26 protein-coding genes are annotated in these 23,381 nt (G+C 61.7%); 16 read left to right on the top strand and 10 right to left on the bottom strand.

Annotated elements, in window-relative coordinates; genetic code table 11:
* Positions 1-33 precede the first annotated feature (33 nt).
* From GU3_RS12780 to GU3_RS12765, 4 genes are all read right to left on the bottom strand, one after another.
* Positions 34-1,338: a HAMP domain-containing sensor histidine kinase gene (locus GU3_RS12780; RefSeq protein ID WP_014292955.1), complete on the bottom strand. Its 1,305-nt coding sequence runs from the start codon at positions 1,336-1,338 to the stop codon at positions 34-36.
* Positions 1,335-1,991: a response regulator gene (locus GU3_RS12775; RefSeq protein WP_014292954.1), complete on the bottom strand. Its 657-nt coding sequence runs from the start codon at positions 1,989-1,991 to the stop codon at positions 1,335-1,337. Before GU3_RS12775 ends, GU3_RS12780 begins: the two co-directional genes overlap by 4 nt.
* 198 nt (positions 1,992-2,189) lie before the next feature.
* Complete coding sequence (locus tag GU3_RS12770; RefSeq protein WP_014292953.1) at positions 2,190-3,350, bottom strand: M20 aminoacylase family protein; 1,161 nt, start codon at positions 3,348-3,350, stop codon at positions 2,190-2,192.
* A 65-nt stretch (positions 3,351-3,415) separates the two neighbouring features.
* Positions 3,416-4,879, bottom strand: a complete 1,464-nt coding sequence (locus GU3_RS12765) for an MFS transporter (RefSeq protein ID WP_014292952.1) — start codon at positions 4,877-4,879, stop codon at positions 3,416-3,418.
* A 293-nt stretch (positions 4,880-5,172) separates the two neighbouring features.
* Here GU3_RS12765 and GU3_RS12760 point away from each other — a divergent pair, with 293 nt between their 5' ends.
* Positions 5,173-5,664, top strand: a complete 492-nt coding sequence (locus GU3_RS12760; protein ID WP_014292951.1) for a MarR family winged helix-turn-helix transcriptional regulator — start codon at positions 5,173-5,175, stop codon at positions 5,662-5,664.
* Between the two features lie 104 nt (positions 5,665-5,768).
* Here the strand turns inward: GU3_RS12760 and gap are convergent, their stop codons facing one another.
* On the bottom strand, positions 5,769-6,764 hold the full coding sequence (gap, locus tag GU3_RS12755; protein WP_014292950.1) for a type I glyceraldehyde-3-phosphate dehydrogenase: 996 nt from the start codon (positions 6,762-6,764) through the stop codon (positions 5,769-5,771).
* 203 nt (positions 6,765-6,967) lie between these two features.
* Complete coding sequence (locus GU3_RS12750; protein ID WP_041543774.1) at positions 6,968-7,774, bottom strand: DUF2989 domain-containing protein; 807 nt, start codon at positions 7,772-7,774, stop codon at positions 6,968-6,970.
* A gap of 148 nt (positions 7,775-7,922) precedes the next feature.
* Between GU3_RS12750 and GU3_RS12745 the strand changes: the two genes are divergently transcribed.
* The 13 genes from GU3_RS12745 (at position 7,923) to GU3_RS12685 (ending at position 19,048) form a co-directional block, all read left to right on the top strand.
* Complete coding sequence (locus GU3_RS12745; RefSeq protein WP_014292948.1) at positions 7,923-9,353, top strand: glyceraldehyde-3-phosphate dehydrogenase; 1,431 nt, start codon at positions 7,923-7,925, stop codon at positions 9,351-9,353.
* 104 nt (positions 9,354-9,457) lie between these two features.
* Positions 9,458-9,736: a YeaC family protein gene (locus GU3_RS12740; RefSeq protein WP_014292947.1), complete on the top strand. Its 279-nt coding sequence runs from the start codon at positions 9,458-9,460 to the stop codon at positions 9,734-9,736.
* A gap of 300 nt (positions 9,737-10,036) precedes the next feature.
* Entirely contained in the window at positions 10,037-10,990 is a 954-nt protein-coding gene (locus GU3_RS12735; protein ID WP_014292946.1) for a DUF523 and DUF1722 domain-containing protein, read from the top strand.
* Entirely contained in the window at positions 10,980-11,819 is an 840-nt protein-coding gene (locus tag GU3_RS12730) for a MerR family transcriptional regulator (protein WP_014292945.1), read from the top strand. The genes GU3_RS12735 and GU3_RS12730 overlap by 11 nt, the downstream gene beginning before the upstream one ends.
* On the top strand, positions 11,797-13,206 hold the full coding sequence (gene phrB, locus GU3_RS12725; RefSeq protein ID WP_014292944.1) for a deoxyribodipyrimidine photo-lyase: 1,410 nt from the start codon (positions 11,797-11,799) through the stop codon (positions 13,204-13,206). Before GU3_RS12730 ends, phrB begins: the two co-directional genes overlap by 23 nt.
* Entirely contained in the window at positions 13,203-13,625 is a 423-nt protein-coding gene (locus GU3_RS12720) for a nuclear transport factor 2 family protein (protein WP_014292943.1), read from the top strand. The genes phrB and GU3_RS12720 overlap by 4 nt, the downstream gene beginning before the upstream one ends.
* The gene (locus tag GU3_RS12715; protein ID WP_014292942.1) at positions 13,622-14,353 is read left to right on the top strand and encodes an SDR family NAD(P)-dependent oxidoreductase; all 732 of its coding nucleotides are present in this window, start codon (positions 13,622-13,624) and stop codon (positions 14,351-14,353) included. The genes GU3_RS12720 and GU3_RS12715 overlap by 4 nt, the downstream gene beginning before the upstream one ends.
* On the top strand, positions 14,346-15,593 hold the full coding sequence (locus tag GU3_RS12710; RefSeq protein ID WP_014292941.1) for an NAD(P)/FAD-dependent oxidoreductase: 1,248 nt from the start codon (positions 14,346-14,348) through the stop codon (positions 15,591-15,593). The genes GU3_RS12715 and GU3_RS12710 overlap by 8 nt, the downstream gene beginning before the upstream one ends.
* Positions 15,590-16,309 (top strand): DUF1365 domain-containing protein, encoded by a 720-nt coding sequence (locus GU3_RS12705; RefSeq protein ID WP_014292940.1) that lies wholly within the window; start codon positions 15,590-15,592, stop codon positions 16,307-16,309. The genes GU3_RS12710 and GU3_RS12705 overlap by 4 nt, the downstream gene beginning before the upstream one ends.
* Before the next feature lie 10 nt (positions 16,310-16,319).
* The gene (locus GU3_RS12700; RefSeq protein WP_014292939.1) at positions 16,320-17,573 is read left to right on the top strand and encodes a cyclopropane-fatty-acyl-phospholipid synthase family protein; all 1,254 of its coding nucleotides are present in this window, start codon (positions 16,320-16,322) and stop codon (positions 17,571-17,573) included.
* Positions 17,543-18,031 (top strand): DUF2878 domain-containing protein, encoded by a 489-nt coding sequence (locus tag GU3_RS12695; RefSeq protein ID WP_014292938.1) that lies wholly within the window; start codon positions 17,543-17,545, stop codon positions 18,029-18,031. Before GU3_RS12700 ends, GU3_RS12695 begins: the two co-directional genes overlap by 31 nt.
* Positions 18,028-18,510 (top strand): chalcone isomerase family protein, encoded by a 483-nt coding sequence (locus GU3_RS12690; RefSeq protein WP_014292937.1) that lies wholly within the window; start codon positions 18,028-18,030, stop codon positions 18,508-18,510. Before GU3_RS12695 ends, GU3_RS12690 begins: the two co-directional genes overlap by 4 nt.
* 1 nt (position 18,511) lies before the next feature.
* Complete coding sequence (locus GU3_RS12685) at positions 18,512-19,048, top strand: DUF3833 domain-containing protein (protein ID WP_014292936.1); 537 nt, start codon at positions 18,512-18,514, stop codon at positions 19,046-19,048.
* A 182-nt stretch (positions 19,049-19,230) separates the two neighbouring features.
* Here the strand turns inward: GU3_RS12685 and yfbR are convergent, their stop codons facing one another.
* Complete coding sequence (gene yfbR / locus GU3_RS12680) at positions 19,231-19,824, bottom strand: 5'-deoxynucleotidase (RefSeq protein WP_014292935.1); 594 nt, start codon at positions 19,822-19,824, stop codon at positions 19,231-19,233.
* Between the two features lie 68 nt (positions 19,825-19,892).
* Here yfbR and GU3_RS12675 point away from each other — a divergent pair, with 68 nt between their 5' ends.
* Positions 19,893-20,189 carry a DUF1244 domain-containing protein gene (locus GU3_RS12675; protein ID WP_014292934.1) on the top strand — a complete coding sequence of 99 codons (297 nt, stop codon included), beginning with the start codon at positions 19,893-19,895 and terminating at the stop codon, positions 20,187-20,189.
* 40 nt (positions 20,190-20,229) lie between these two features.
* Here GU3_RS12675 and purU read toward each other — a convergent pair whose 3' ends face one another.
* The 3 genes from purU to GU3_RS12660 form a co-directional block, all read right to left on the bottom strand.
* On the bottom strand, positions 20,230-21,066 hold the full coding sequence (purU, locus tag GU3_RS12670; RefSeq protein ID WP_014292933.1) for a formyltetrahydrofolate deformylase: 837 nt from the start codon (positions 21,064-21,066) through the stop codon (positions 20,230-20,232).
* Positions 21,067-21,099: 33 nt separating this feature from the next.
* A complete protein-coding gene (locus GU3_RS12665) occupies positions 21,100-21,561 on the bottom strand; it encodes a YchJ family protein (RefSeq protein ID WP_014292932.1) in 462 nt (153 codons plus the stop codon).
* A 107-nt stretch (positions 21,562-21,668) separates the two neighbouring features.
* Positions 21,669-22,622: an OmpA family protein gene (locus tag GU3_RS12660; protein ID WP_014292931.1), complete on the bottom strand. Its 954-nt coding sequence runs from the start codon at positions 22,620-22,622 to the stop codon at positions 21,669-21,671.
* Between the two features lie 389 nt (positions 22,623-23,011).
* Between GU3_RS12660 and GU3_RS12655 the strand changes: the two genes are divergently transcribed.
* Positions 23,012-23,263: a DNA-binding transcriptional regulator gene (locus GU3_RS12655; protein ID WP_014292930.1), complete on the top strand. Its 252-nt coding sequence runs from the start codon at positions 23,012-23,014 to the stop codon at positions 23,261-23,263.
* The last annotated feature ends 118 nt before the right edge of the window (positions 23,264-23,381 follow it).

The raw sequence follows: 23,381 nt of genomic DNA, 5'->3' as shown, positions 1-23,381 counted from the left end.
GGGCAATGATAGTGAAGCAACCTTAACGTAACCTTAAAAAGGAATGGCCAGACGAACCCGCAGCCCCGGGGCCCCATCCTCCCGGGCCAGAAAGGTGAGTCGGCCGCCATGGGCCCGGGCAATCTGGTGACAGATGGCCAGCCCCAGCCCCAGCCCCTGGCTTTTGCTGTCAAGGCGGGTATGGCCCTGGCCCATGCTGGCGCGCAGCGGCGGGGAAATGCCGGGGCCGGTGTCGGTGACCTCCAGTACCACCTCATTGTGCTCGCGCCGAAGGCTCACGGTCACGGCGGTGCCGGCGGGGCAGTGGCGGCGGGTGTTGCTGAGCAGGTTGTCGAGCAGGATGCCCAGCAGGGTGGGCTCGACCCTGGCCTCGAGGTCGGCCAGCTGGCTGCTCAGCAGCCGTTGCTCCGGGGGCAATCGCCGGCCAAAGCGCTCCAGCACCGCCGCCAGTATCGGCCTGAGCGGCTGGCGGGCAAAGCTGTGGTGCCAGCGGCCCTGATCAAGACGCACCAGCAGCAGCAGTTGTTCCACCACCCGGGCCATGCGCTCCACTTCGGCGCTAATGGCCGGCAAGTCCGGTTCCTCGCAGGCCAGCTCCAGTTTGAGGGTGGTCAGGGGCGTGCGCAATTCATGGACCAGCTCCCCGGCAAACCGCCGTTCGCGTTCCAGCACTTCCGCGATATCGGTCATCAGCTGGTTGATGCGCTCGCTGACCACCGCCACTTCCCGCAGTGGCGACTCTGGTTTGAGGGGCGACAGATCCTGGGCCGAGCGCTGTTCCAGCTGGCGGATCAGGCGGGAGAGGGGCCACAGCACCAGACCGACCAGGGCGGCCAGCAGCAGCAGGGTGAGGCCGCTGCTGGCCAGCGCCGGGGTGATGATGTCTTCGGCGATGTCTCCCTGCAGCTCCCGGTACAAATCGTCCCGTCGCAGCAACTGGACCAGGATGTGTTCGTGCCGGTACTGCCGGCCACTCCAGTCATGACCATCAAACTGCAGGGTCACCCGGCCTTTGTTGGTGTCGGACGGCCATTGTGCCATGTCCAGGTTGCTGAGCTGACGGCGTGTCTGCAGATCCGTGATGGTGACCAGCAGGGTTTCTTCATCGTCGTGCCTGAAGGTGCGGGAGAGCAGCGCACGCAGCTCGGTGTCGGAGAGGGCGCCGGGGCTGGCCGCCATCAGCCGGGCCAGCAATTCCGTCTGCTGCTCCAGATCCTCATCAAGCAGATCCCGGAACTCCTGATCGGCCGCCTGGTAGGTCAGGTAGATGCCCAGGCCGGAGCCCAGCACTATGGCCAGGGCCAGGGTCAGGGCCAGGTGGGTGAGACGCAGCCTCACAAGGCCACCAGCCGGTAGCCCTGGCCGCGCACGGTGACAATACGTTCTCGTCCGAGCTGTTTGCGCAGGGCATGAATGTGCACGTCCAGGGTGTTGGAATCGCCGCCGTTGCCGGTGCCGTACCATTGCTGCAGCAGCCGCTCCCGGGCCACTACCTGACCTTTGGCCATGATCAGGGTCTGCAGCAGCCGGTGCTCCATGGGGGACAGGGCAAGCCCTTTACCGGACAGGGTAAAGGCGTCGGTGTGCGGAGCGTATTCCAGCGCTCCCATGGCGATTACCGGGCTGGCCGAGCCGGCACCACGGCGCAGCAGCACTCGAATGCGGGCCAGCAGCTCGTCGGGCTCAAAGGGCTTGACCAGGTAGTCGTCGGCGCCGGTGTCCAGCCCCTGTACCCGGTCATCCAGCTGATCCCGGGCCGAGAGGATCAGCACCGGTCGGGCATAGTGCTGGCGGCGCAACTGTTGCAGCCAGTGCAGGCCGTCGCCGTCCGGCAGCCCGAGATCGAGCAGGATCAGATCCGCATCGCTGGCCGCCAGATGCTGCTTTGCTGCCACCAGGGTTCTGACCCACTCTACCCGGTAGTGAGGGCGGAGCAGTTTGAGCAGGGCGTTACCCAGGGCCAGATCGTCTTCGACCAGCAGTAACAGCATGGGGATCTCCTGTGCAGTGGGGGCGGCATGAGCGCCAACGTGGCCTCGCCACCATGGTAGCGCAGCCGGCTGTGCCATAAAAAGGCAGGCATGCCTGACCCGGGGAAAGTAACAAGAACCTCGGGTAAAGCATACCTGCCGGCGGGCTTTTTTACGTTGAGCGGCCAGGATGGCACCGCCCAGACGGTAAGCCGGATGTTACCTCAGATATCCCTCGGTGAGGGCGACCCAGTAAGCGGCTCCCACCGGCAGAATATCCCGGTTAAACACATATTCCGGGTGATGCACGAACTTGCTGTCGCCATTGCCGAGGAAGCAGTAGGTGCCCTTGCACTTTTGCAGCATAAAGGCAAAGTCTTCGGAGGCCAGGTAGGTGGGGCCGTCCTCAAACACATTTTCCTCACCGAAGGCTTCCCGGGCAATTTGCGCGGCCTTGCGGGTTTCTTGCGGATCATTAACCAGCACGGCGCCCGGCTGGCCTTCGCGGATCTCGGCGGTGCAGCCAAAGGACTCGGCCTGTTGCTGGATCAGACGGCGCAGGTTGGTCAGCACCAGGGTGCGGTCTTCGTCGGTGGTGGTGCGGATGGACATGCGCAGGGTGGCGCTGTGGGCGATAACATTGCCCGCCTCACCGGCCTGGAAGGCACCGATGGTGACCACGGCACTGTGGGCCGGGGAGACGTTGCGCGCCACCACCGACTGAATGGCCATCACCAGGGAAGATCCGGCTACCACCGGATCGATGGCCAGCTCGGGAAAGGCACCATGGCCGCCCTTGCCGGTGAGCACCACTTCCCAGTTGTCCACCGCCGACATCACGTTGCCCTCGGTAAAGTACAGCTTGCCCTGCTCCAGCCCCGGCATATTGTGCATGGCGAACACGGCATCCACCGGGAAGCGTTCAAACAAACCGTCTGCAATCATGGCCGGAGCGCCCTGCATGGTTTCTTCCGCCGGCTGAAAAAACAGCCGCAGGGTGCCGTTGAAGTTCTTGGTTTGCGCCAGGTACTTGGCCGCCGCCAGCAGCATGGTGGCATGACCGTCGTGACCGCACAGGTGAGAGACGCCCGAGGTCTTGGAGCAGTAGTGCAGCTTGTTGCTTTCCTGAATGGGCAGGGCGTCGAAGTCGGCGCGAATGCCGATGGCCTGGTCGCCGTCACCCACTTTCAGGGTGGCGACGATACCGTATTTGCCGATACCGGCTTGCACGTCGTATTCGCCGAAGCTGCGTAGGGTGTCTTCAATGTACCTGGCGGTGTTGGCTTCCTGCATCGACAGCTCGGGATGGCTGTGCATGTGCTCAAACCAGGCGTGGATTTGGTCTTTGTTCTGTTCGAGTTGCTTGATGATGGCGTCCATGTTGGTTACCCCTTGCGAAGAAAGATGGTGGACGACCGCCGGCTCCGTGCCGGCGGTCAGCGATATTAGCCACGGTCGGCAGGCTTGCCCTTCGGTATGGTCAGGGTGATGGAGAAGACCGCGATAACCAGCAACACCAGCATGGTCAGCTGAGCGAAGAAGGCCGCTTCACGGTAGGCCAGGTTTTCCTGGTTGCCGACGAAGGTGATAACGCCTTCAATCCAGGCCACGCCTTCGTTGCTACCAGAGATAGCGGTGTAGACACTGGCAGCGATAGCGACACCGAAGGAAGCCCCCATCGAAGAAGCCATTTTGTAGATACCGGCACCGGCACCCGCCTGGTCAGGCGGCAGGTTGGACAGGGCCGCATCGGTGGACGGGGTGGCATAGAAGGCCAGACCCACACCGAACAGGGTGAAGGAGATGACAGACAGGATCTTGTAGTTGTCCAGCATCAGGTGGGTGGGCATCAGCAGCACTATGGTCATACCCACGATAAAGCAGCCCCACAGCATCGGCTTGCGCGGGCCAAAGCGTTGCAGCAGTTTTTCACCTACTCGAATGAAGGCGAGGATGGAGATGGCGTAACCCAGGGTCAGCAGACCGGCTTCCTGGGCGGTGATACCACCACCCTGTTGCAGCACCAGCATGGCCACGATGATGATACCGGCAGTGGCGTTGAGCAGCAGGTTGGAAATGGTGGCACCGGTGTAGGTGCTGTTACGGAACAGACGGAACTGTACAAAGGCGTTGGGGTTGCTGGACTCTACCTTGAAGAAGATAAGCCCAAAAACCGCTGCGATGGCCAGCAGACCCAGTGATTGGGGGCTGGTCCAGCCGAACTGGCTGCCCTGGGTGGCCAGCACCTGCAGCGACACCATGGTGATCATAAAGGTGACGATGCCTTTGATGTCCAGCTTGTACTTACCTTCCACTTCCGCTTTGGACTCAGGAGTGCCACGGACCATCAGCATGCCGACAACGGAGACGGCGGCGGCGATGAAGAAGATCCAGCGCCAGCCCACGTTCTGCGCCATCAGGCCACCAAACAGTGCGGCAAAGCCGGAGCCGCCCCAGGAGCCCATGGACCACAGCGAGATGGCGCGCTGACGACCGGCACCCTCCCAGTAGGCTTTTACCAGCGCCAGGGAGGCGGGCATGATAAAGGCGCCTGACAGACCCTGGAAGATACGGCCACCCATCAGGAAGGTACCGCCCAGGGCGCCTTCGGGGGCCAGCCCTACCAGCAGGTTGCCGATGATGGAGAAAACAAAGCCCCACATCACGGTCTTCACGCGGCCGATACGGTCGGCCAGCCCGCCGACCACCACGATAAAAATACCGGAGAACAGGGCGGTGATCGCCACCGCACTGTTCATCAGAGATTGTTCAACGCCAAGATCCTCGGCCATGGCCGGCGCAATGTTCAGCGTGGTTTGGGCAAAGAGCCAGAAGGCGAGTACGCCCAGAATAATACCGTACAGGAGCTTGTCATTACCCTTGTAGGTGGATGCAGCGGTTTGACTCATAAGGCTGTCCTCTGTTTGCAGCTTACGATATGGGGCCGCGCACAAGCGACGCGGAGTAGGTGGCGATACGCCGGCTAATGTCCGCAAGCCCGGCGCGCTTCGTCGTTGAGTTCAATCTACAATAGTTGCAATTAGCAAATATTGACATGTATCAATTAATTTATTCATCATGACCAGCAGGGAGACGGGTGCCGCGATGGCAGCATTCACGCCGTCGGCGGTATCACATACAACCGGCTAGTCGTTTTGATGCCGTATCTGCCCGAAAGTGACGGGTAACGAGCAGGAGATGTATGAACAAATCATTGACTCAGGAGCGATGGACCTTTCGTCTCGATCTCCTTGCCCAGGAAGCGATCAGGGTCAACGACGGCATTTTTCAATCCCGGCTGGGATTGAAGGTGCATGAGGTACGCGTGTTGCGCATTATTGGCCGGCAGCCGGGCATTATTTTTGTGGATCTTTCCCGTCAGGCCAGCCTGGAGCGCAGCCAGACCTCGCGCATTATTCAGCGGTTGATCAAGCAGGGGCTGGTTCGGCGTGAGAACGACGAGGCCGATGCCCGCCGCTTTCGGCTGTTTACCACAGCGCAAGGCGAAGCGACACGGGACCAGGCAAGAAAGCTGTCCGACGCGCTGGAAGAGCTGCTGATGGCGCCTTTGCAAGCCGCAGAAGCCGAGGTGTTCAACGAGTTGCTGGCGCGCCTGTCATCCTGGGTGGGGTCCAGTAACTATCAACGCCGGCTTGATGCGTTCGGCGCCGAAGCGCAGATGCCGTCCGAATAGGAAACGACTCCCGCGGGAATAAGCCTTGAAAAGCCCCGCGTTTGCGGGGCAATCATGCCAGAGGGAGGGGGCAGGCGGAACGCATCACTGCATTCAAACCACCATTATTTCGAGATGTGAGCGATGAGATCCAGCACCTTGTAGGAATACCCCATTTCGTTGTCGTACCAGGCCACCAGCTTGACGAAATTGTCGTTGAGCGCAAGGCCGGCTCTGGCGTCAAACACCGCGGCATTGGGCTCGCCGAGAAAGTCGGTGGAGACCACGGCGTCTTCGGTGTAGCCGAGAATGCCCTTCATCTCGTTTTCTGACGCCGCCTTGATCACGGCGCAGATCTCCTCATAGCTTGCGGCTTTTTCCAGGCGCACCGTCAGATCCACCACCGACACGTCCGGGGTCGGCACCCGGAACGCCATGCCGGTGAGCTTGCCCTTGAGGGCGGGAATCACCTTGCCCACCGCCTTGGCGGCACCGGTGGAGGAAGGGATGATGTTCTGGCCGGCGCCCCGGCCGCCGCGCCAGTCCTTGGCGGAGGGGCCGTCCACGGTATTCTGGGTGGCGGTGGTGGCGTGCACCGTGGTCATCAGGCCTTCGGCAATGCCGAAGTGATCATGGACAACCTTGGCCAGGGGGGCGAGGCAGTTGGTGGTACAGGAGGCATTGGAAATGATGTCCTGGCCGGCGTAGTCCTGATGGTTGACGCCCATCACAAACATGGGGGTGGCATCCTTGGACGGCCCTGTCATTACCACCTTTTTGGCGCCGGCCTGAATGTGCTTGCGGGCGGTGTCGTCGGTGAGAAACACGCCGGTCCCTTCGGCCACCACGTCCACCCCCACCTCGTTCCACTTCAGGTTGGCCGGATCCCGCTCGGCGGTGACCCGCACCGGCTTGCCGTTCACCACCAGCTGGCCTCCTTCGACCCGCACATCGCCCTGAAAACGGCCATGGGTGGAATCGAATTTCAGCATGTAGGCCATGTAATCAACATCCAGCAAATCATTGATGGCGACCACCTCGATGTCGTCCCGCTCGCAGGCAAGGCGGAACACCAAACGCCCGATGCGGCCAAATCCGTTGATACCCAGCTTGATAGTCATATACTCACCCTGAAGATTATGAAAAGAATCAAATGCGAAGAAAGCCGTTGGTGCTAACGTGACAAGAAAGCCCCGGTCCGTCAACGAAGATATGTGTTTTCCCCCTGTGCTGGATCATTGTTTGACAGGGTATGTCAACACCACGGCGGGTTGCGGTTGCCGGCGGGGCAAGGGGCCAGGGTTAGAGGGCGGTCCGGGCCGGCTCAGTTGCCGGCGGCATGGCGCTGGTAGCGGCCTTGTTCCAGTTGTTGTGCCAGCTGGTTGACCTGCTGCTGCATCACTTTCTGCTGTTGTTCGTCAAAGCGGACATAGGACTCCATATGCTGCCAGTTGACCAGCTCGCTGTCATACAGGGTCTTGATGGCGCCGGCCCAGATCCAGGCTTCTTCATAGCGCTTTTGCCTGATATACAGATCCACCAGGCTGGCGAGTAGGCTGGCATCGGGCTTGTGATCCGCTCCGCTCAGCTCCAGGGAGCGGTGCAGGGCGCGTTCGGCCGCCGCCGGGTCCCGCTGCAGTAACAACCCGGCCAGGGCCTGCTGCAGATCGGCCTGCTGCATTTCCGGCCGGCCCGCCTGCTCGATAAAGGCGTTGCGGGCCGCCCGGTCACCATGACGCTGCCAGCGCCACAGCTGCAGGTAGGGGTAGTCTGACGACGCGGTGCGGGCTTCCAGCCGGGCCAGTTCCTCGCCGATGTCGATAATGGCTTCCACCTTGGTGTTCTTGCGTTCGTGGCGTTTGGTGTACTGAATATCCAGCAGCGGATCCAGGCACAGCCGGTAGGCTTCCAGGCTGCTCATCAGCCGGTAGCGGCTGGCGTCACCGGGGCGTTCGGCATGTTCGTAACGGGCTTCTACGAGTCCGTTACGCTCCCGGGTACACCAGCTGTCGTCGTGCAAATCGGCACAGAACTGGGGAAAGCGACCGCACAGACCACTGGTGCGATCTCGCTCACAGCCTGCCAACAAAAGCGTGCCCACCAGCAGGAATAACAGGGGTTTGGTTCTCATTTCGGTCTTTTCGCGCTCGGCTCCGGTCTGGTAATCATACCCCCTATCCACTAAAATGGGCGCGCCTGAAAAGCCCAAAAGCAGCAACTTTTTTCTGTTTTTGCTGTTGATACCCATAACGGTTACGTGAATTAAAAGGATCCGGTCGATGACCCATGAGAGTTACCTGTCCGCCTGGCAGCAGAGCCAGGAACTGGCAGAGTCCATGCAGCCCCTGATTGGCAAACTGTACCGCAACCAGGGCGTGGAAACCTGCGTCTATGCCCGCCCCTTGCTGAACGCTTCTACCATTGACATTCTCAAGGCTCACCGCGTGGTGCGTCGCCACGAAGGCCAGCCGCTGCCGGTCAGCCAGAGCTACCCCGTGCTCAAGGCCCTGAGCGAGATGACACTGGCCCCGGCCAGCATCGACCTGGGCAAGCTGGCGGTACGTTACTGGAAAACCCACCAGGACGAGTCCGGTCTGGCCGATTTCCTGAAAGCCGAGCTGGCGCCGGCCCTGAATGCCGACACCGATGCCAAGCCCACCGACGTGGTGCTGTACGGCTTTGGCCGCATCGGCCGCCTGCTGGCCCGCCTGCTGATCGAACGGGCCGGCAACAACAACGGCATGCGCCTGCGGGGCATCGTGGTGCGTGGCAGCGGTGACGACCTGGAAAAGCGGGCCAGCCTGCTGCGTCGCGACTCGGTACACGGTCCTTTTAACGGCTCCATCGAAGTGGATGCCGAGAACAACGCCATTATCGCCAACGGCACCTACATTCAGGTGATCTACGCCAACAGCCCGGACGAAATCGATTACACCCAGTACGGCATTCACGATGCCCTGGTGGTCGACAATACCGGCAAGTGGCGTGACGAGGCCGGTCTGGGCCTGCACCTCAAGGCCAAGGGCGCCGCCAAGGTGCTGCTGACCGCGCCGGGCAAGGGCGACATCAAGAACATCGTGTTCGGTGTCAACGACCACATGATCCAGCCGGAAGACCGCATCATGTCTGCCGCCTCCTGCACCACCAACGCCATCACCCCGGTGCTGAAGGCGGTGAACGATGCCTATGGCGTGAAGAACGGTCACGTGGAAACCGTGCACTCCTACACCAACGATCAGAACCTGATCGACAACTACCACAAGGGCGATCGTCGTGGCCGCAGCGCCGCGCTGAACATGGTACTCACCAGCACCGGTGCCGCCTCTGCCGTGGCCAAGGCCCTGCCCGAGCTGAAAGGCAAGCTGACCGGCAACGCCATTCGCGTGCCGACGCCGAACGTGTCCATGGCCGTGCTGAACCTGAACCTGGCAAAAGCCACCACCGTGGAAGAGCTGAACGATTACCTGCGCAAGGTGTCCCTGGACTCGCCGCTGCACAACCAGATCGACTTCAGCACCAGCAGCGAGCTGGTGTCCACCGACATGGTCGGCTCCCGCTTTGCCGGTATCGTTGACTCCCTGGCCACCATCGTGGACGGCGACCGTGCCGTACTGTACGTGTGGTACGACAACGAGTTCGGCTATAGCTGCCAGGTGGTACGAGTAATGCAGAAAATGGCCGGTATCGAGCTGATGGATCTGCCCGCCTGAGGTTGATCGCATTTTTGCAAACCGGCAGTAAAAAGGGGGGGCGTGAGCCGCCCCTTTTTTCGTGGGGAGTGGTAAATTGGGCGCTCTTTACAGGAGGAGTTGCCATGTCATCGTTTCAGCAAGCCATTGCCGCCATGCCCAAAGAAGTGTACGAGCGGCTTAAAACCGCCGTTGAGCTGGGCAAATGGCCCGATGGCTCAGCTCTGACCCCGGAGCAGAAGGAAAACAGCATGCAGGCGGTGCTGGCCTGGCAGGCCATGCACAACGACAATCCCGAGCACATGACCATTGGCAAGGGCGGTGAGCTGGTGCTGAAGAGCAAGGCCGAGCTGCGCCGCCAGTTTCGCGATGAGCAGGAAATTGTACGCAGCAAGCTGAATTAACCCTGGTGGCCCGGGGTTATCCCGGGCAAGGTTCCCAGTCCCCAGTCCCCAGTCCCCAGTCCCCAGTCCCCAGTCCCCAGTCCCCAGTCCCCAGTCCCCAGTCCCCAGTCCCCAGTCCCCAGTCCCCAGTCCCCAGTCCCCAGTCCCAGCCTCCAATTCCCCAATTCCCACTTTCCAATTTACCAGCCCCAACGACACGCGTCTCACCTCTTGCCGTTGAAGAATTTTTTCTTGTACAGCCTTGATCACTTTGTACAACTAACGCTATGGTAACAGCATAGTTGTACAAGAGGGTTAGCAATGTACAAGTTCGATCCACAGGTTATCAAACTGGGCATCAGCGGTTGCCTGATGGGCCAGAAGGTACGTTTCGATGGCGGCCACAAGCGTTCGGACTTCTGCACCGACGAGCTGGCAAAGTTTGTGGAATTCGTGCCGGTGTGCCCGGAGATGGCCATTGGCCTCGGCACCCCTCGGCCCAGCATTCGGCTGATTGGCGGGGAAGGGCAGGTGATTGCCCAAACCGCCAAGGGGCTGGATGTGACCGAGGCATTGCGTGACTACGGCCGCACCATGGCGGCGCAGTTCGAGGGGCTGAGTGGTTATGTGCTGTGCGCCAAATCGCCCAGCTGTGGCATGGAGCGGGTACGGGTGTATCACGAGAGCGGCCAGGGCAATGCCAAGGAAGGCGTCGGCATTTACGCCGCCGAGATCATGCAGGCACTGCCCCTGCTGCCCTGTGAAGAAGACGGCCGGCTCAACGACCCGGTGCTGCGGGAAAACTTCGTCACCCGCATTTATGCCCTGCACGACTGGCAGGGCCTGCTGCACCGGGGGCTGACGCCATCCCGGCTGATCGCCTTTCACAGCCGCTACAAATACTTGCTGATGGCCCATCACAGAGACAGCTACCAGGCGCTGGGCCGTCTGGTGGCGGATCTGTCGGAAAACCCGGAACAAAAAGCCGAGCAATACATTCATGGTCTGATGAGTGCATTAAGCAAACGGGCCAGCCGCAGGGGGCACACCAATGTGCTGCAGCACCTGCAGGGCTATTTCAAACGGCAGCTGACTTCCCGCCAGCGCCAGGAGCTGGCCCGCACCATTCATCAGTACCGGGAAGGCATCTTGCCGCTGCTGGCGCCCATTACCCTGCTGCGCCACTACCTGGAAGAGCACCCCAACGACTATCTGCGCCAGCAGGTCTACCTCGATCCACACCCGGAGGCATTGCGACTGCGTTATGGCATCTGAGCCCCAATACCCTATTCGGGAAGTTTCCCGTCTCACCGGCATCAACCCGGTCACCCTGCGGGCCTGGCAGCGGCGCTATGGCCTGCTCAAGCCGGCGCGTACCGACAAGGGCCACCGGCTCTATTCCGATGACGACATCGCCCTCATTCGGCAAATTCTGCACTGGCTGGAGCAGGGCGTCAGCATCGGCCAGGTCAAGGGATTGCTGAGCAACCCCCAGCCGGTGGAAGAGGGCTCCAACTGGGAACAAGCCCGGCACCGGCTGCTGACGGCGGCCTGTGAGCTCAACCTGGGCCGGCTGGAAGCGGAGCTCCATGAGCTGGCCAGCCTCTATCCGGCGGAGCTGCTGCTGCGCCATGTGATTGAGCCCTGGCTTGCCAGCCTGGCTCAGCTGGCGCGGCCCGATGCCCGGCTGATTGAACAAAGCGCCAGCGCCTTGCTGGCCCGAGTATTGACCCAGCTGCTGACCATCAAAACCGGGCCGCGCATCGCCGTGGCCCGGGTGGGGCAGGGCCACGAGCTGGCCGGCCTGCTGGCCTGTTTTGAATTGCAGGGGCTGGAATGCCGCAGTCTGGAGCTGGGAGGGCTGGAGCCGCTGCAACTGCCGCTGGCCGCCGAACGCCTGAAATGCGACGCCCTGGTGGTGGTGCTGGGTGGCGGGCTGAACCAGGCCTGGTTTGCGGAGCGTGCCCAGTGCTGGCCCGAACACTGCTTTTTTATCGGAGAGCTGGGTCGGGTGTATGCCGAGCAGGGCTGGCTGAACCGGCCCCATGAAGTCACCCTGAGCGAAATCGCGAGGAAGCATGATGCGACATTTGGTGTGGTTTAGAAACGATCTGCGGGTGGCGGATAACCCGGCGCTGCATGCCGCCCTCAACGACGGCGACAGGGTACAGGCGGTGTATGTCGACTGTCCCGGCCAGTGGCGGCAGCACGGCAACAGCCCCATCCAGCGGGACTTTCTCCGCCGCAACCTGCAGGCCCTGGGGGAGCGCCTGGCCACCCTGGGGGTGCCTTTAACGGTGCTGGAGTGCGAGTATTTTGCCGAGGTGCCGGCGCTGCTTGCCGGCTGGGTGGAACAGCAGGGGATCGACGCCCTTTACGCCAACCGGGATATCGGCGTGAACGAGCGCCGCCGGGACAAGGCGGTGCAGCAGGCCCTGGCCATTCCCTGCCGGGTGTTCAACGGCGACTGCGTGATGAACCACGGCAGCATCACCACCCAAAGCGGCGACATGTACCGGGTGTTTACCCCCTACTCCAAGGCCTGGCTGAGCGCCCTCAGGGCCCAGGGGTACCGGCTGCTGCCGGTGCCCGAGGGGCGGGGTGAACCCGTCAAGGCGCCAGACATTGTGCTGGCCGGGGAGCGTAAAGACAGCCGGGCATGGCCCGCCGGCGAAGAGGCTGCGCGGCAGGCCCTCGAGGGGTTTTGCGCCGACCCGCTGCTCGATTACGGCGAGCAGCGGGACTTTCCCGCGGTGGCGGGCACCAGCCGGTTATCGCCGTATCTAGCCCTGGGGGTGCTGTCGCCCAATCAGTGTTTGGCGGCCATCGAGGCGGCCCTGGGCTCGCTGCCTTTCGGTCGGGGTGAGCGGGGCTTTGCCTGGCTGAACGAGCTTATCTGGCGGGAATTCTACCGCCACCTGCTGGTGGCCTTTCCCGTGCTTTCCATGAACCGGGCCTTCAAGGCGGAAACCGAGGCGTTGCAATGGAGCAACGACGACGATGCCTTTAGCGCCTGGTGCGAGGGCAACACCGGTTATCCCATCGTGGATGCGGCCATGCGCTGCTTGCGGGAAACCGGCTGGATGCACAACCGGCTGCGCATGATAGTGGCCAGTTTTCTCACCAAGGATCTGCATATCGATTGGCGCCGGGGCGAGGCCTGGTTTATGGCCAACCTGATTGACGGCGAGTTGGCCGCCAACAACGGTGGCTGGCAGTGGGCGGCGGGGACCGGCGCCGATGCCGCGCCTTATTTTCGCGTGTTCAACCCGCTGACCCAGAGTGAGCGCTTCGATCCCGACGGCGACTTTATTCGCCGCTGGGTGCCGGAGCTGGCGGACGTGCCGGCCAAGCACATTCATGCGCCCCACGAGTGGCTGCGCCAGCACCGGCGTGAGCACGACTATGCCGCTCCGGTGGTGGATCATGCCAAGGCCCGGTTGCACGCCATTGCCATGTTCGATGCCCTGAAGGACGAGGAGGCGGTATGAGCCCGGCCCTCGATGCCTTTTGCCGGCTGTATCAAAGCCTGTCGCCCGGGGCGCTGGATGGCCTGCGCCGAGTGTATTCCAAGGATGTGCTGTTTGCGGATCCGGCCCACGACATTCACGGCATAGATGCCCTGGTGGCCTATTTCGAAGGGTTGTTTACTCGGGTGAAACAGTGCCGTTTTGACATCATTCAGGTGATGGAGCAGGACGGCGAGGCCTATGTGCGCTGGGAAATGCACTTTATGCACCCACGCCTGAACGGCGGTTGTCCGGTAACGGTGCCGGGCGTGAGCCACCTGTGTTTTACCGACAGTGTCTACTACCACAGGGACTTTTTTGATCTCGGCGCCATGCTCTATGAGCGGCTGCCGCTGCTGGGCGGCTGCATTCGTGCCCTGAAACGGAGGCTGAATTCATGAAACGGGTTCTGGTAACCGGGGCAAGCTCCGGCATGGGGCTGCAACTGGCCCGGGATTATGCCGCCGACGGCTGGCAGGTGGTGGCCTGTGGCCGAAGTCGCGACAAACTGGCGCAGCAGCTGCCCGGCGAGGGAGTGGAGCATTGCGTGTTTGACATCAATGACCGCGCCGCCGCCGAGGCCGCCCTGAATGAGGTGGCGTCGGTGGATCTGGCCATTCTCAACGCCGGCACCTGTGAATACGTGGACGATGCCCACCGCTTTGACGCCGCGTTGTTTGAGCGGGTGGTGCAGGCCAACCTGATCGGTACCGCCAACTGCGTGGCGGCGGTACTGCCGCACATCAAGACCGGCGGCCGGCTGGCGCTGGTGAGTTCGTCGGTGACCTTTGTGCCGCTGACCCGGGCCGAGGCCTACGGCGCCTCCAAGGCCGGGGTCGACTATCTGGCCCGCACCCTGGCGGTGGATCTTGATCCGCGCAAGGTGGCGGTGAGCCTGGTGCGGCCGGGCTTTGTGGACACCCCGCTCACGCAAAAAAACGACTTTCCCATGCCCGGCCGGGTGAGCCCCGAGCAGGCCAGCCGCGCCATTCGCACCGGCCTGGCCAAAGGCAACAGTGAAATCGCCTTTCCCGGCACCTTTATCGCCACCCTCAGGGTATTGTCCTGGCTGCCGCACCGGCTGTGGCTGAGCCTGGCCCGTCGCATGAAAAGGAGCACGCATGAGTAACATCGCCGTGATTGGCAGCGGCATTGCCGGCCTGACCTCGACCTGGCTGCTGAGCCGGCAGCACCAGGTCACCCTGTTTGAGGCCAACGATTACCTCGGCGGCCACACCGCCACCGTGGACGTCACCCTCAACGGTCGTAGCCATGCGGTGGACACCGGCTTTATCGTGTTCAACGATCGCACCTATCCGCGCTTCCAAAAGCTGCTGGCGAAGATTGGCGTCGAAGCCCGGCCCACGGAAATGAGCTTCAGCGTGCAGCAGGCGGCGACCGGGCTGGAATACAACGGCCATACCCTCGGTACCCTGTTTGCCCAGCGCAAGAACCTGGTGAACGGCCGCTTCTACGGCTTTTTGCTGGAAATCGTCCGTTTCAACCTGCTGTGCAAGCGGGCGCTGAAAGCCGGCGGCCTCAGCGACGAAGATACCCTGGGCCGTTTTCTGGCGCGGCATGGCTTTTCCGAGTTCTTTGCCGGCCATTATGTGCTACCCATGGTGGCGGCCATCTGGTCGTCGTCCCTGGCCGACAGCCGGGATTTTCCCCTGGCCTTCTTTCTGCGTTTCTTCAACCATCACGGCCTGCTCAATCTGGTGGACCGGCCCCAGTGGTATGTGGTGGAAGGGGGCTCACGCAGCTACATACCGGCGCTGGTGCAGGGCGTGCAGGATCTTCGCCTGAACTGCCCGGTGCAGTCGGTGCGCCGGATGAACGGCGGCGTGGAGGTCGCATCCGCCGCGGGCGTTGAGCACTTTGACGAGGTGATCCTGGCCTGCCACTCGGATCAGGCCCGGCGATTGCTGGCCGATGCCACCGAGGCGGAGCAGCAGGTGCTGGGCGGGCTCGAATACCGTAACAACGAGGTGGTACTGCACACCGACACCCGCCTGCTGCCCACCGAGCGGCGGGCCTGGGCCAGCTGGAACTATTACCTCGACGGCGGCGAGCAGGCCCTGCCGGCGGTGACCTACAACATGAACATTTTGCAGGGCATCGAGTCCGACGAGACCCTCTGTGTGACCCTCAACCGCAGCGAGGCCATCGATCCCGCCCGCATTCTGCGCCGCTTCACCTACGCCCACCCGGTGTACAACCGGGCCGCCATTCACGCCCAAGGGCGGCGTGATGACATTTGCGGCCGGGACCACACTCACTTTTGCGGCGCCTACTGGTACAACGGGTTTCACGAAGACGGCGTGCGCAGTGCCCTGGACGTGTGTGCGCGCTTCGGAGTCAGCCTATGAACCTCAACAGTGCCATTTACACCGGTGTGGTGCGCCATCGCCGCTATCAGCCCAGAGAACATGCCTTCAGTTACGGTCTCTATATGCTGGCGCTGGATCTGGACGAGCTGCCCACACTCGCCGCCACCAGCCGCTGGTTTGCCCTGGAGCGCTTTGCGCCCCTGAGCTTTCGCCGCCGCGACTACCTGGGCGATCCGGCGTTGCCGCTCAAGCAAGCGGTATTGAATGAAGTGGCTCGCCTGGGCGGCGAAGCCGACGGCCTTGAGCGGGTGCTGATGCTGGGTCAGGTGCGCTGTTTTGGCATTTATTTCAGCCCGGTGAACCTGTTTTTCTGTTACCAGGGGGGCGAGGCCCGCTACCTGCTGGCCGAGGTGCACAACACCCCCTGGAACGAGCGCCACTGCTATCTGGTGGATCTACAGCAGCCCCAGGCCACCGACAAGGCGTTTCACGTGTCGCCCTTTATGGGCATGGCCATGGCATATCACTGGCGCATTACGCCGCCGGGCCCCCGAGCGCTGGTGCACATTGAAAACCGCGACCCCGGGCTGTTGTTTGACGCCACCCTGGCCCTGCGCCGCCGGCCCTTTGATGCCCACGCCCTGAACACGGCGTTGCGCCAGTGGCCGGTGATGACCCTGACGGTAGTACGAGGCATTTACTGGCAGGCACTGAAGCTGTTTTTAAAACGCATTCCTTACCATTCACATCCTTAAGGACGCCAAGATGGAAACAACCCTGACACTGGCCGCCCCCCGCCGTCTGGATCGCTGGGCCCGCAGTCTGGCATTTTCCTTGTTGTCCGGCCTGAAAGACGCCGGGCTGACGGTGCAGGACGGCGACGACCGGTTTTTCTTCGGTGAGCCCGAGGCTGCGTTGCAGGCCGAGGTGCGGGTGATGGACCCGCGCTTTTACCGCCGGCTGATGACCGGCGGCAGCATCGGCGCTGCCGAGTCCTGGGTGGAAGGCGGCTGGCACAGCCCGGATCTCACCAGTCTGGTACGGCTGTTTGCCCGCAACCTGGCGGTGCTGGACCGGCTGGAACGGCGCCTGGGCTGGCTGACCTGGCCCTGGCACCGGCTGGCCCACCGGCGCAACCGCAATTCCAGGGATGGCAGCCGGGCGAATATCGCCGCCCATTACGATCTGGGCAACGACATGTATGAGCGGTTTCTCGACCCGCACATGCAGTACTCCTCGGCGGTATTCCCGAGAAACAGCTCCACGCTGGAGCTGGCCCAGGAGCACAAACTTCGGCTTATCTGCGCCCGGCTTGAGCTGAAGCCGGAGGATCACCTGCTGGAGATCGGCACCGGCTGGGGCGGACTGGCCTGCTACGCGGCGCGCCATTACGGCTGCCGGGTGACCACCACCACGCTGTCAAAGGAGCAGTTTGAGTATGCTCAGGCCCGGGTCAAACAAGAAGGGCTTGAGGACAGGGTGACCCTGCTGCTGAAGGATTACCGGGAGCTGACCGGTCATTATGACAAGCTGGTGTCGGTGGAAATGATTGAAGCCGTGGGACATGAATACCTGCCGGAATACTTTCGCACCCTCAACCGGCTGCTCAAGCCCGATGGCCGGCTGTTGATCCAGGCCATTACCATTGCCGATCAGCGTTATCAGCAATACCGCAAAAGTGTGGACTTTATTCAGCGTTACATTTTTCCTGGCGGCTGCCTGCCGTCGGTGAGTGAAATGTCGCGGCATCTGCGGGAGCAGACCGACATGACCCTGGTGCGGTTGCACGATTACGGCTGGCACTATGCCGAAACCCTGCGCATCTGGGCCGAGCGGTTTCGCCGGGCCGGCCCCGAGCTCGCCCGGCTCGGTTACAACGCCGACTTTCAGCGGTTGTGGGCCTTCTACTTTGCCTATTGTGAAGGCGGTTTTCTGGAAGGCACCATCGGCCTGGCGCATTTTGAGGCGGCCAAACCCGGAGCGAGAGCATGTCGAAGTGGCAATGGACCCAGCTTGTAGCCTTTGAGGGCTTCTGGTTGCTGGCGGTGGCCGGGCAGAACCCCTGGGCCTGGCTGACCGCCGCCTTGCTGGGGGTGCATTTTGCCTTTACCCCCAGCCGCCGGGCGGATGTGCGGGTGTTGTGGCTGGCGGTGCTGGGGTTGGGGGTGGATGCCCTGCTGACGGCGGGCGGGGTGTTTGCCTTCAGCCACTGGCCGCTGTGGCTGGCCCTGCTGTGGGTGGGTTTTGTGCTGACCCTGGGGCACAGCCTGGTGTGGTTGCGCCGGTTCTCCTGGCCCTGGCTGGCGCTGACCGGGGCGGGAGCGGGAGCATCTTCATACCTGGCCGGCTGGAAGCTGGAGGCGGTCGCGCTGCCATTGGGGCTCTGGCCCTCGGCACTGCTGCTGGCGCTGATCTGGTCGGGCTTGTTGCCGCTGCTGGTCAAGCTCGATCAACGACTGAGGAAGACTGAACCATGAAAAAGCTCTGCGTAATGTTGTTGCTGCTGGTGTCATCGGCATGGGCCAGTCCGGTGGCGGATCTGACCCTGGTGGGCCAGGGCAGAATGAGCTGGCTGTTCTGGGATCTGTACCAGGCCCGGTTTTACAGCGAGGATGGCCGCTACCAGCCGGGGCGGTATCCTCAGGCCTTGTCACTGCGTTACCAGCGCAATATCGACAAGGAAGATCTGCTGACCGCCACCGTGGAGGAATGGCAGCGCCTGGGGGTGAACTGGAAGCCGGAATGGCCGCAACAGCTGGCACGGCTGTGGCCCTCGGTACGCACCGATGACGAGCTGGTGCTCAGGGTGGATGAAACCGGCGCCAGCTCGTTCTACTTCAACTGGCGGCTGCTGGGCCGCATTGAAGACCCGGCCTTTGCCCCCGCCTTTCTGGCTATCTGGCTGTCGTCTGACAGCCGGGATCCGAACCTGACCCGACAGCTGAAAGGAGGCTGACATGAAAATTCTGCTGGTGGCGCTGACGTTGTTGCTGACCCCGCTGCTGACATCCTGCAGCAGCCAGATTGCCGATTACCAGGGCACCACCCCGGCATTGGCGCTGGATGAGTTCTTTACCGGTGAGCTGGTGGCCTTTGGCATGGTGCAGGACAGATCCGGCAAGGTGCTGCGACGCTTTCGGGTCGACATGGTGGCCAACTGGGAAGGCAACCAGGGGGTGCTGGAGGAAGACTTCTTTTACGATGACGGTGAGCAGCAACGCCGGGTGTGGCAGCTGGAAAAACATGCCGACGGCCGCTATACCGGTACCGCCGCGGATGTGGTTACCCCCGCCGAGGGCAGAACCGAAGGCTATGCCCTGAACTGGCGTTATACCCTGGCGGTGCCGGTAGACGGCAAGGTCTGGCACATCGACTTTAACGACTGGATGTACCTGCTGGATGAAAACCGGCTGATCAACCGTGCCGACATGACCAAATGGGGCTTCAAGGTCGGTGAAGTCACCCTGTGGATTGAACGAAAAGGATCCACGTGAGACGTTGGACGTAAGATGTAAGACGTAAAAATAAGACGTGTGGACGTGTGAGATTGGACGAAGACGAGCTTGCTTAGGTTATTGTGGCCTGTAGTGTCCCCGTCTCCCGTCTCCCGTCTCCCGTCTCCCGTCTCCCGTCTCCCGTCTCCCGTCTCCCGTCTCCCGTCTCCCGTCTCCCGTCTTCAAAACCCCGGGGTGGAGATTTCATCCAGCGACAGGGAAAAGCTGGGCACAAACACCTCCAGAAAATACTGAATTTCGTCGTTCATGCGTGCGTCCAGCATGGCGGTCAGCCGCTCGCGGGCCTTGGCGAACTCCCGGTTGCCTGCCGACAGCTCCTCTTCGCACTTGAGGTAGGCGCAGAGCATGTCGGCGGACTTCACCAGGTGGCTGTAGTCATCGTCCCGGTGGCCGCACAACAAGGGGGCAAAGGCGGGCTGCAGCTCGGCGGGCAGCATGGCCAGCAGGCTTTGCTCGGCGTTCTGCTCAATGGCCTTGTAGGCGGTGGCAATGTCGTGATTGAAGTATTTGACCGGGGTGGGCAGGTCTCCGGTCAGCACTTCGCTGGCGTCGTGATAGAGGGCGCGCAGGGCGGCCATGCCGGGATCAAGCCGGCCACCGAACAGGGTATTTTTAATCACCGCCAGGGCGTGGGCCACCATGGCCACCTGCAGGCTGTGCTCTGCCACGTTTTCCGGATCCGTGTTGCGCATCAGCGGCCAGCGCTGGATCAGCTTCATGCGTGCCATTTGGGCATAAAAGTGGCTGCGATTCATGATGTTGCCTCATGAGGTTTGCGGGGCTTGCCGTTATAATGGCATCTCAACTGCCAATGGAGAAGACGATGGACAAGCAAACCCAAACCGAGCTGGACGCCGCCGCCTTTCGCGCCCTGCTGGCGCATCTGGATCAACGCAAGGACGTGCAGAATATCGACCTGATGAACCTGGCCGGTTTTTGCCGCAACTGCCTGAGCAAGTGGTACCTGGCCGCCGCCGAGGAGCGGGGCCTGGAGATGAACTACGACGAGGCCCGGGAGCGGGTATACGGCATGCCCTACGGCGAGTGGAAGGAGAAATACCAGAAAGAGGCGACGGCCGAGCAAAAGGCCGCCTTTGAGAGCAGCCACAAGCACGACTGACGCCGTACGGGACTGGGGATAGCAGTCCCCAGTCCCCGAATTATTTAAACACCACGGTGCGGTTGCCGTAGACAAACACCTTTTCTTCCAGCACCAGGTTGAGCGCCCGGCTCAGTACCGATTTTTCCACGTCCCGGCCGGCCTTGGCCATGTCTTCAGCGGTGAAGGCGTGGCTCACGTGGGTGACGTCCTGCTCGATAATGGGGCCTTCGTCCAGATCGTCGGTGACGAAGTGGGCGGTGGCACCGATCATCTTGACTCCTCGTTCATAAGCCTGGCGATAAGGGCTGGCGCCGATAAAGGCGGGCAGGAAGGAATGATGAATATTGATGATGCGCTTTTCATAGCGGGCCACAAAGGTCGGGCTCAGAATACGCATGTATTTGGCCAGCACCACATAGTCGGGCTGGTAGCGGTCGATCACCTCCGCCAGCAGTTGCTCATGCTCGGGCCGGTTTAACCCCTCGTGGGACACGGTGTGCCAGGGAATGTCGAATTTCTCGGTCAGCCCCTGCAGGGTATCGTAGTTGCCCACCACGGCGGCGATGTCGATGTTCATGGCGCCGCTGAAGTGCTTCATCAGAATGTCGCCCAGGCAGTGGGCTTCCCGGGTCACCAGGATCACTACCCGCTTGCTGCCCGCCGGCACCAGCCGGTTTTGACCGCCCGCCGGCAGGGCGTCGTCCAGATCCGCCAGCAGGGTGTGGTCGTTAAAGCGCCCTTCCAGCTCGGTGCGCATAAAAAAATGGCCGTTATCGTGATCCACGAACTCGTCGTTGCGCACAATGTTGAGCTGGTGCTTGTAGCAGATATTGGTGATTTTCGAGATAAGCCCGCGGGCATCGGGGCAGTGGCTCAGCAGTATTTTACGTTCCATTTTGTTGTTGCTTCTTGTTGTGGAAATGAGGCGTCAGCGCCGGCCGCAGCAGTGCTTGTATTTGTTGCCGCTGTCGCAGGGGCAGGGCTGGTTGGAACCGATTTTGGGCGGGTTGAACTGGCCCGAGTGGTAAACCCAGCGGCGGTCATGGCGCAGAAAACGGGAGCGTTCGTGCAGCACCACCACCCGGCCCTGTTCGCGGTAGCGCACTCTGAACTCCACTTCTCCCTCGGTGTCGCCCGGGGTGCCCCGTGAAAAAACGACGGCAAGCCCCAGCCATTCGGTGCCGAGGCCCGAATCGCGCAGGGTGGCGGCATTCAGCTCGCCCAGGGTATCCGGATGCCAGGTTCTGACCAGGTAGTCGCCCAGTCCCAGCCGGTAGGCACTGTAGCGGGAGCGCATCAGCGCCAGGGGAGTAGGGGCGTCAAGCCGGCCTTCCAGAAAGGGCTGGCAGCAGTCGGAAAACGGCTGTCCGCTGTCACAATGGCATTGCATGGAATAAGGTCAACAATGAAAAAAGCCAGTATGCCAGATTCGAGCAGGAATCGTGAAAAACAAAAACGGCCCCGCAGGGCCGTTTGTGACAGGCTTGGCAAAGCAGCTTATTCGATGATTTCCACCTGAATGCTGGCCTGTCCCTTGGCGTCTACACGACGATCGCGCTGGCGCTCTTCTTCGCTCATGCCTTGAGCCAGCTCTTCGCCGTACCAGGCAGTCTGAATGTTTTCGGCGGCGACACCACGCTGCACCAGATATTCCTTGGCGGCCAGCGCACGGCGCTCAGACAGCTTGCGGTTGTACTCGGCACTGCCCAGACGGTCGGCGTAGCCGGCCAGTTCAATCTGGTAGTCCGGGTTCTGTTCGGCGAAACGGGCCACTTCATCCAGAGTGGCGCGGGCGTCGGCAGACAGGGCGGAGCTGTCAAAGGCGAAGTAGACAGAGCCGTCGGCGGTCACGGTACGGGTCTCGTAAGTCACTTCAGGCTGCGGCTGAGGGGCGACAGGCGCCACCGGAGCGGGGGCGGCCACGCGACGGTTGGGGTGCAGCACCAGCTCCAGCATGACGTTGTTGACGTCGGTCTCAAAGCCGTTGTTCACTTCGTCACCCATGTCTTCAACGCGGCGATAGCGCAGCTGGACGTCTACCAGGTCGCTGGCACGGTAGGCCAGACCCAGGCCGGCCAGGGGAGACACGCCTTCGTCACCGTTGGCCACGTCGGTATCCCAGCCCAGGGCACCCACTTCACCGAACACGGAGAAGCGCTCACCCAGCGGCAGGCGGCCGATGGCGGACAGGTTCAGGGCACGGGTATCGGCATCGCCACCAAAGTTGGTGAAGCCCAGCTCGGTGCCAAAGTACTGGTTGAAGTTATAACCGCCAAACAGGCTGACGGCGGCGGCGTTGTCATCGGCGTCGACGTTGTTGCGATCGATATCTTCATAGTCGGCGTAACCGGCACCGGCCCCCAGATACCAGTCGTTGGCCTGTACACCGGCAGACATGCCGGCCGTTGCCAGCGCCATTGCGATCAGAGAAGAAGCCACTGTCTTTTTCATGTTTTTGTTCCTCATTCGAATGAGTTGTTGGCGCGCTCACAGCGGAATAACCGGTCCCGTACTCGCCGCCCCGTTCCGGGGTAGGTGCTTCCGGAATGTTGCGCTCGGTTACTGCATTCCAGACGCTGTTCCGCGCGAATCCAGACTATCCTGTTTTGGAATGGCTCACAAGGCGCCTGCAACGGTGCCGGTCGGCAATGGGTACAAAAAGAGGACTCTAACGGGGTTTGAATGTCATAGAAATATCCCTGTATGAGTCCTTATTTGCCATATGGAAACATTTTTTCAACAAAAGGTCGCCAGTTCACAACGAGTCTGTTGAGGGGTGTTAAACTAAACAGTGTATGCAACGTCCCTGTCGTAATCTGCCATTGAGGAGTAGCAAGATTATGAATCCTGATACCAGCCTGGTCGGAAAGAAAATCCGGCAAATCCGTGAGGCTATGGGGCTCAGCCGACCCAAGTTCGCTGAGTTGCTGCAGGTGCCCCCCACCACACTCAAAAACTATGAACTGGGGTATCGGGAGGTCGGTGGCGCCTTTCTGGTGGCCTTGTCTCAACATCCGGAGCTGCACAAGTACACGCTGTGGCTGCTGTCCGACACCACGGTGCCGGAAGCGGGCCAGATCAGCCCCGAGTGATGCTTGCCCTTCCCCGAAGCGATACCTGAGGGTCGCTTCGGGTCTGCTTCGGTCTCGTTTCCACGCCTGCGTTTGTGCCTGCCGCGGTTTATGCTAAAAAGGTGTTCATTGTTATTGT

The organism is Oceanimonas sp. GK1, from assembly GCF_000243075.1.
In the GTDB taxonomy this organism is placed as follows: Bacteria; Pseudomonadota; Gammaproteobacteria; order Enterobacterales; family Aeromonadaceae; genus Oceanimonas.
This window is presented reverse-complemented; position numbering and strand designations above follow the sequence as displayed.

Coding starts and splice junctions, on each gene's coding strand:
- GU3_RS12775 (WP_014292954.1), bottom strand. CDS start 1,991: ATGCTGTTACTGCTGGTCGAAGACGATCTGGCCCTGGGTAACGCCCTG.
- GU3_RS12770 (WP_014292953.1), bottom strand. CDS start 3,350: ATGGACGCCATCATCAAGCAACTCGAACAGAACAAAGACCAAATCCAC.
- GU3_RS12765 (WP_014292952.1), bottom strand. CDS start 4,879: ATGAGTCAAACCGCTGCATCCACCTACAAGGGTAATGACAAGCTCCTG.
- GU3_RS12760 (WP_014292951.1), top strand. CDS start 5,173: ATGAACAAATCATTGACTCAGGAGCGATGGACCTTTCGTCTCGATCTC.
- gap (WP_014292950.1), bottom strand. CDS start 6,764: ATGACTATCAAGCTGGGTATCAACGGATTTGGCCGCATCGGGCGTTTG.
- GU3_RS12750 (WP_041543774.1), bottom strand. CDS start 7,774: ATGAGAACCAAACCCCTGTTATTCCTGCTGGTGGGCACGCTTTTGTTG.
- GU3_RS12745 (WP_014292948.1), top strand. CDS start 7,923: ATGACCCATGAGAGTTACCTGTCCGCCTGGCAGCAGAGCCAGGAACTG.
- GU3_RS12740 (WP_014292947.1), top strand. CDS start 9,458: ATGTCATCGTTTCAGCAAGCCATTGCCGCCATGCCCAAAGAAGTGTAC.
- GU3_RS12735 (WP_014292946.1), top strand. CDS start 10,037: ATGTACAAGTTCGATCCACAGGTTATCAAACTGGGCATCAGCGGTTGC.
- GU3_RS12730 (WP_014292945.1), top strand. CDS start 10,980: ATGGCATCTGAGCCCCAATACCCTATTCGGGAAGTTTCCCGTCTCACC.
- phrB (WP_014292944.1), top strand. CDS start 11,797: ATGCGACATTTGGTGTGGTTTAGAAACGATCTGCGGGTGGCGGATAAC.
- GU3_RS12720 (WP_014292943.1), top strand. CDS start 13,203: ATGAGCCCGGCCCTCGATGCCTTTTGCCGGCTGTATCAAAGCCTGTCG.
- GU3_RS12715 (WP_014292942.1), top strand. CDS start 13,622: ATGAAACGGGTTCTGGTAACCGGGGCAAGCTCCGGCATGGGGCTGCAA.
- GU3_RS12710 (WP_014292941.1), top strand. CDS start 14,346: ATGAGTAACATCGCCGTGATTGGCAGCGGCATTGCCGGCCTGACCTCG.
- GU3_RS12705 (WP_014292940.1), top strand. CDS start 15,590: ATGAACCTCAACAGTGCCATTTACACCGGTGTGGTGCGCCATCGCCGC.
- GU3_RS12700 (WP_014292939.1), top strand. CDS start 16,320: ATGGAAACAACCCTGACACTGGCCGCCCCCCGCCGTCTGGATCGCTGG.
- GU3_RS12695 (WP_014292938.1), top strand. CDS start 17,543: ATGTCGAAGTGGCAATGGACCCAGCTTGTAGCCTTTGAGGGCTTCTGG.
- GU3_RS12690 (WP_014292937.1), top strand. CDS start 18,028: ATGAAAAAGCTCTGCGTAATGTTGTTGCTGCTGGTGTCATCGGCATGG.
- GU3_RS12685 (WP_014292936.1), top strand. CDS start 18,512: ATGAAAATTCTGCTGGTGGCGCTGACGTTGTTGCTGACCCCGCTGCTG.
- yfbR (WP_014292935.1), bottom strand. CDS start 19,824: ATGAATCGCAGCCACTTTTATGCCCAAATGGCACGCATGAAGCTGATC.
- GU3_RS12675 (WP_014292934.1), top strand. CDS start 19,893: ATGGACAAGCAAACCCAAACCGAGCTGGACGCCGCCGCCTTTCGCGCC.
- purU (WP_014292933.1), bottom strand. CDS start 21,066: ATGGAACGTAAAATACTGCTGAGCCACTGCCCCGATGCCCGCGGGCTT.
- GU3_RS12665 (WP_014292932.1), bottom strand. CDS start 21,561: ATGCAATGCCATTGTGACAGCGGACAGCCGTTTTCCGACTGCTGCCAG.
- GU3_RS12660 (WP_014292931.1), bottom strand. CDS start 22,622: ATGAAAAAGACAGTGGCTTCTTCTCTGATCGCAATGGCGCTGGCAACG.
- GU3_RS12655 (WP_014292930.1), top strand. CDS start 23,012: ATGAATCCTGATACCAGCCTGGTCGGAAAGAAAATCCGGCAAATCCGT.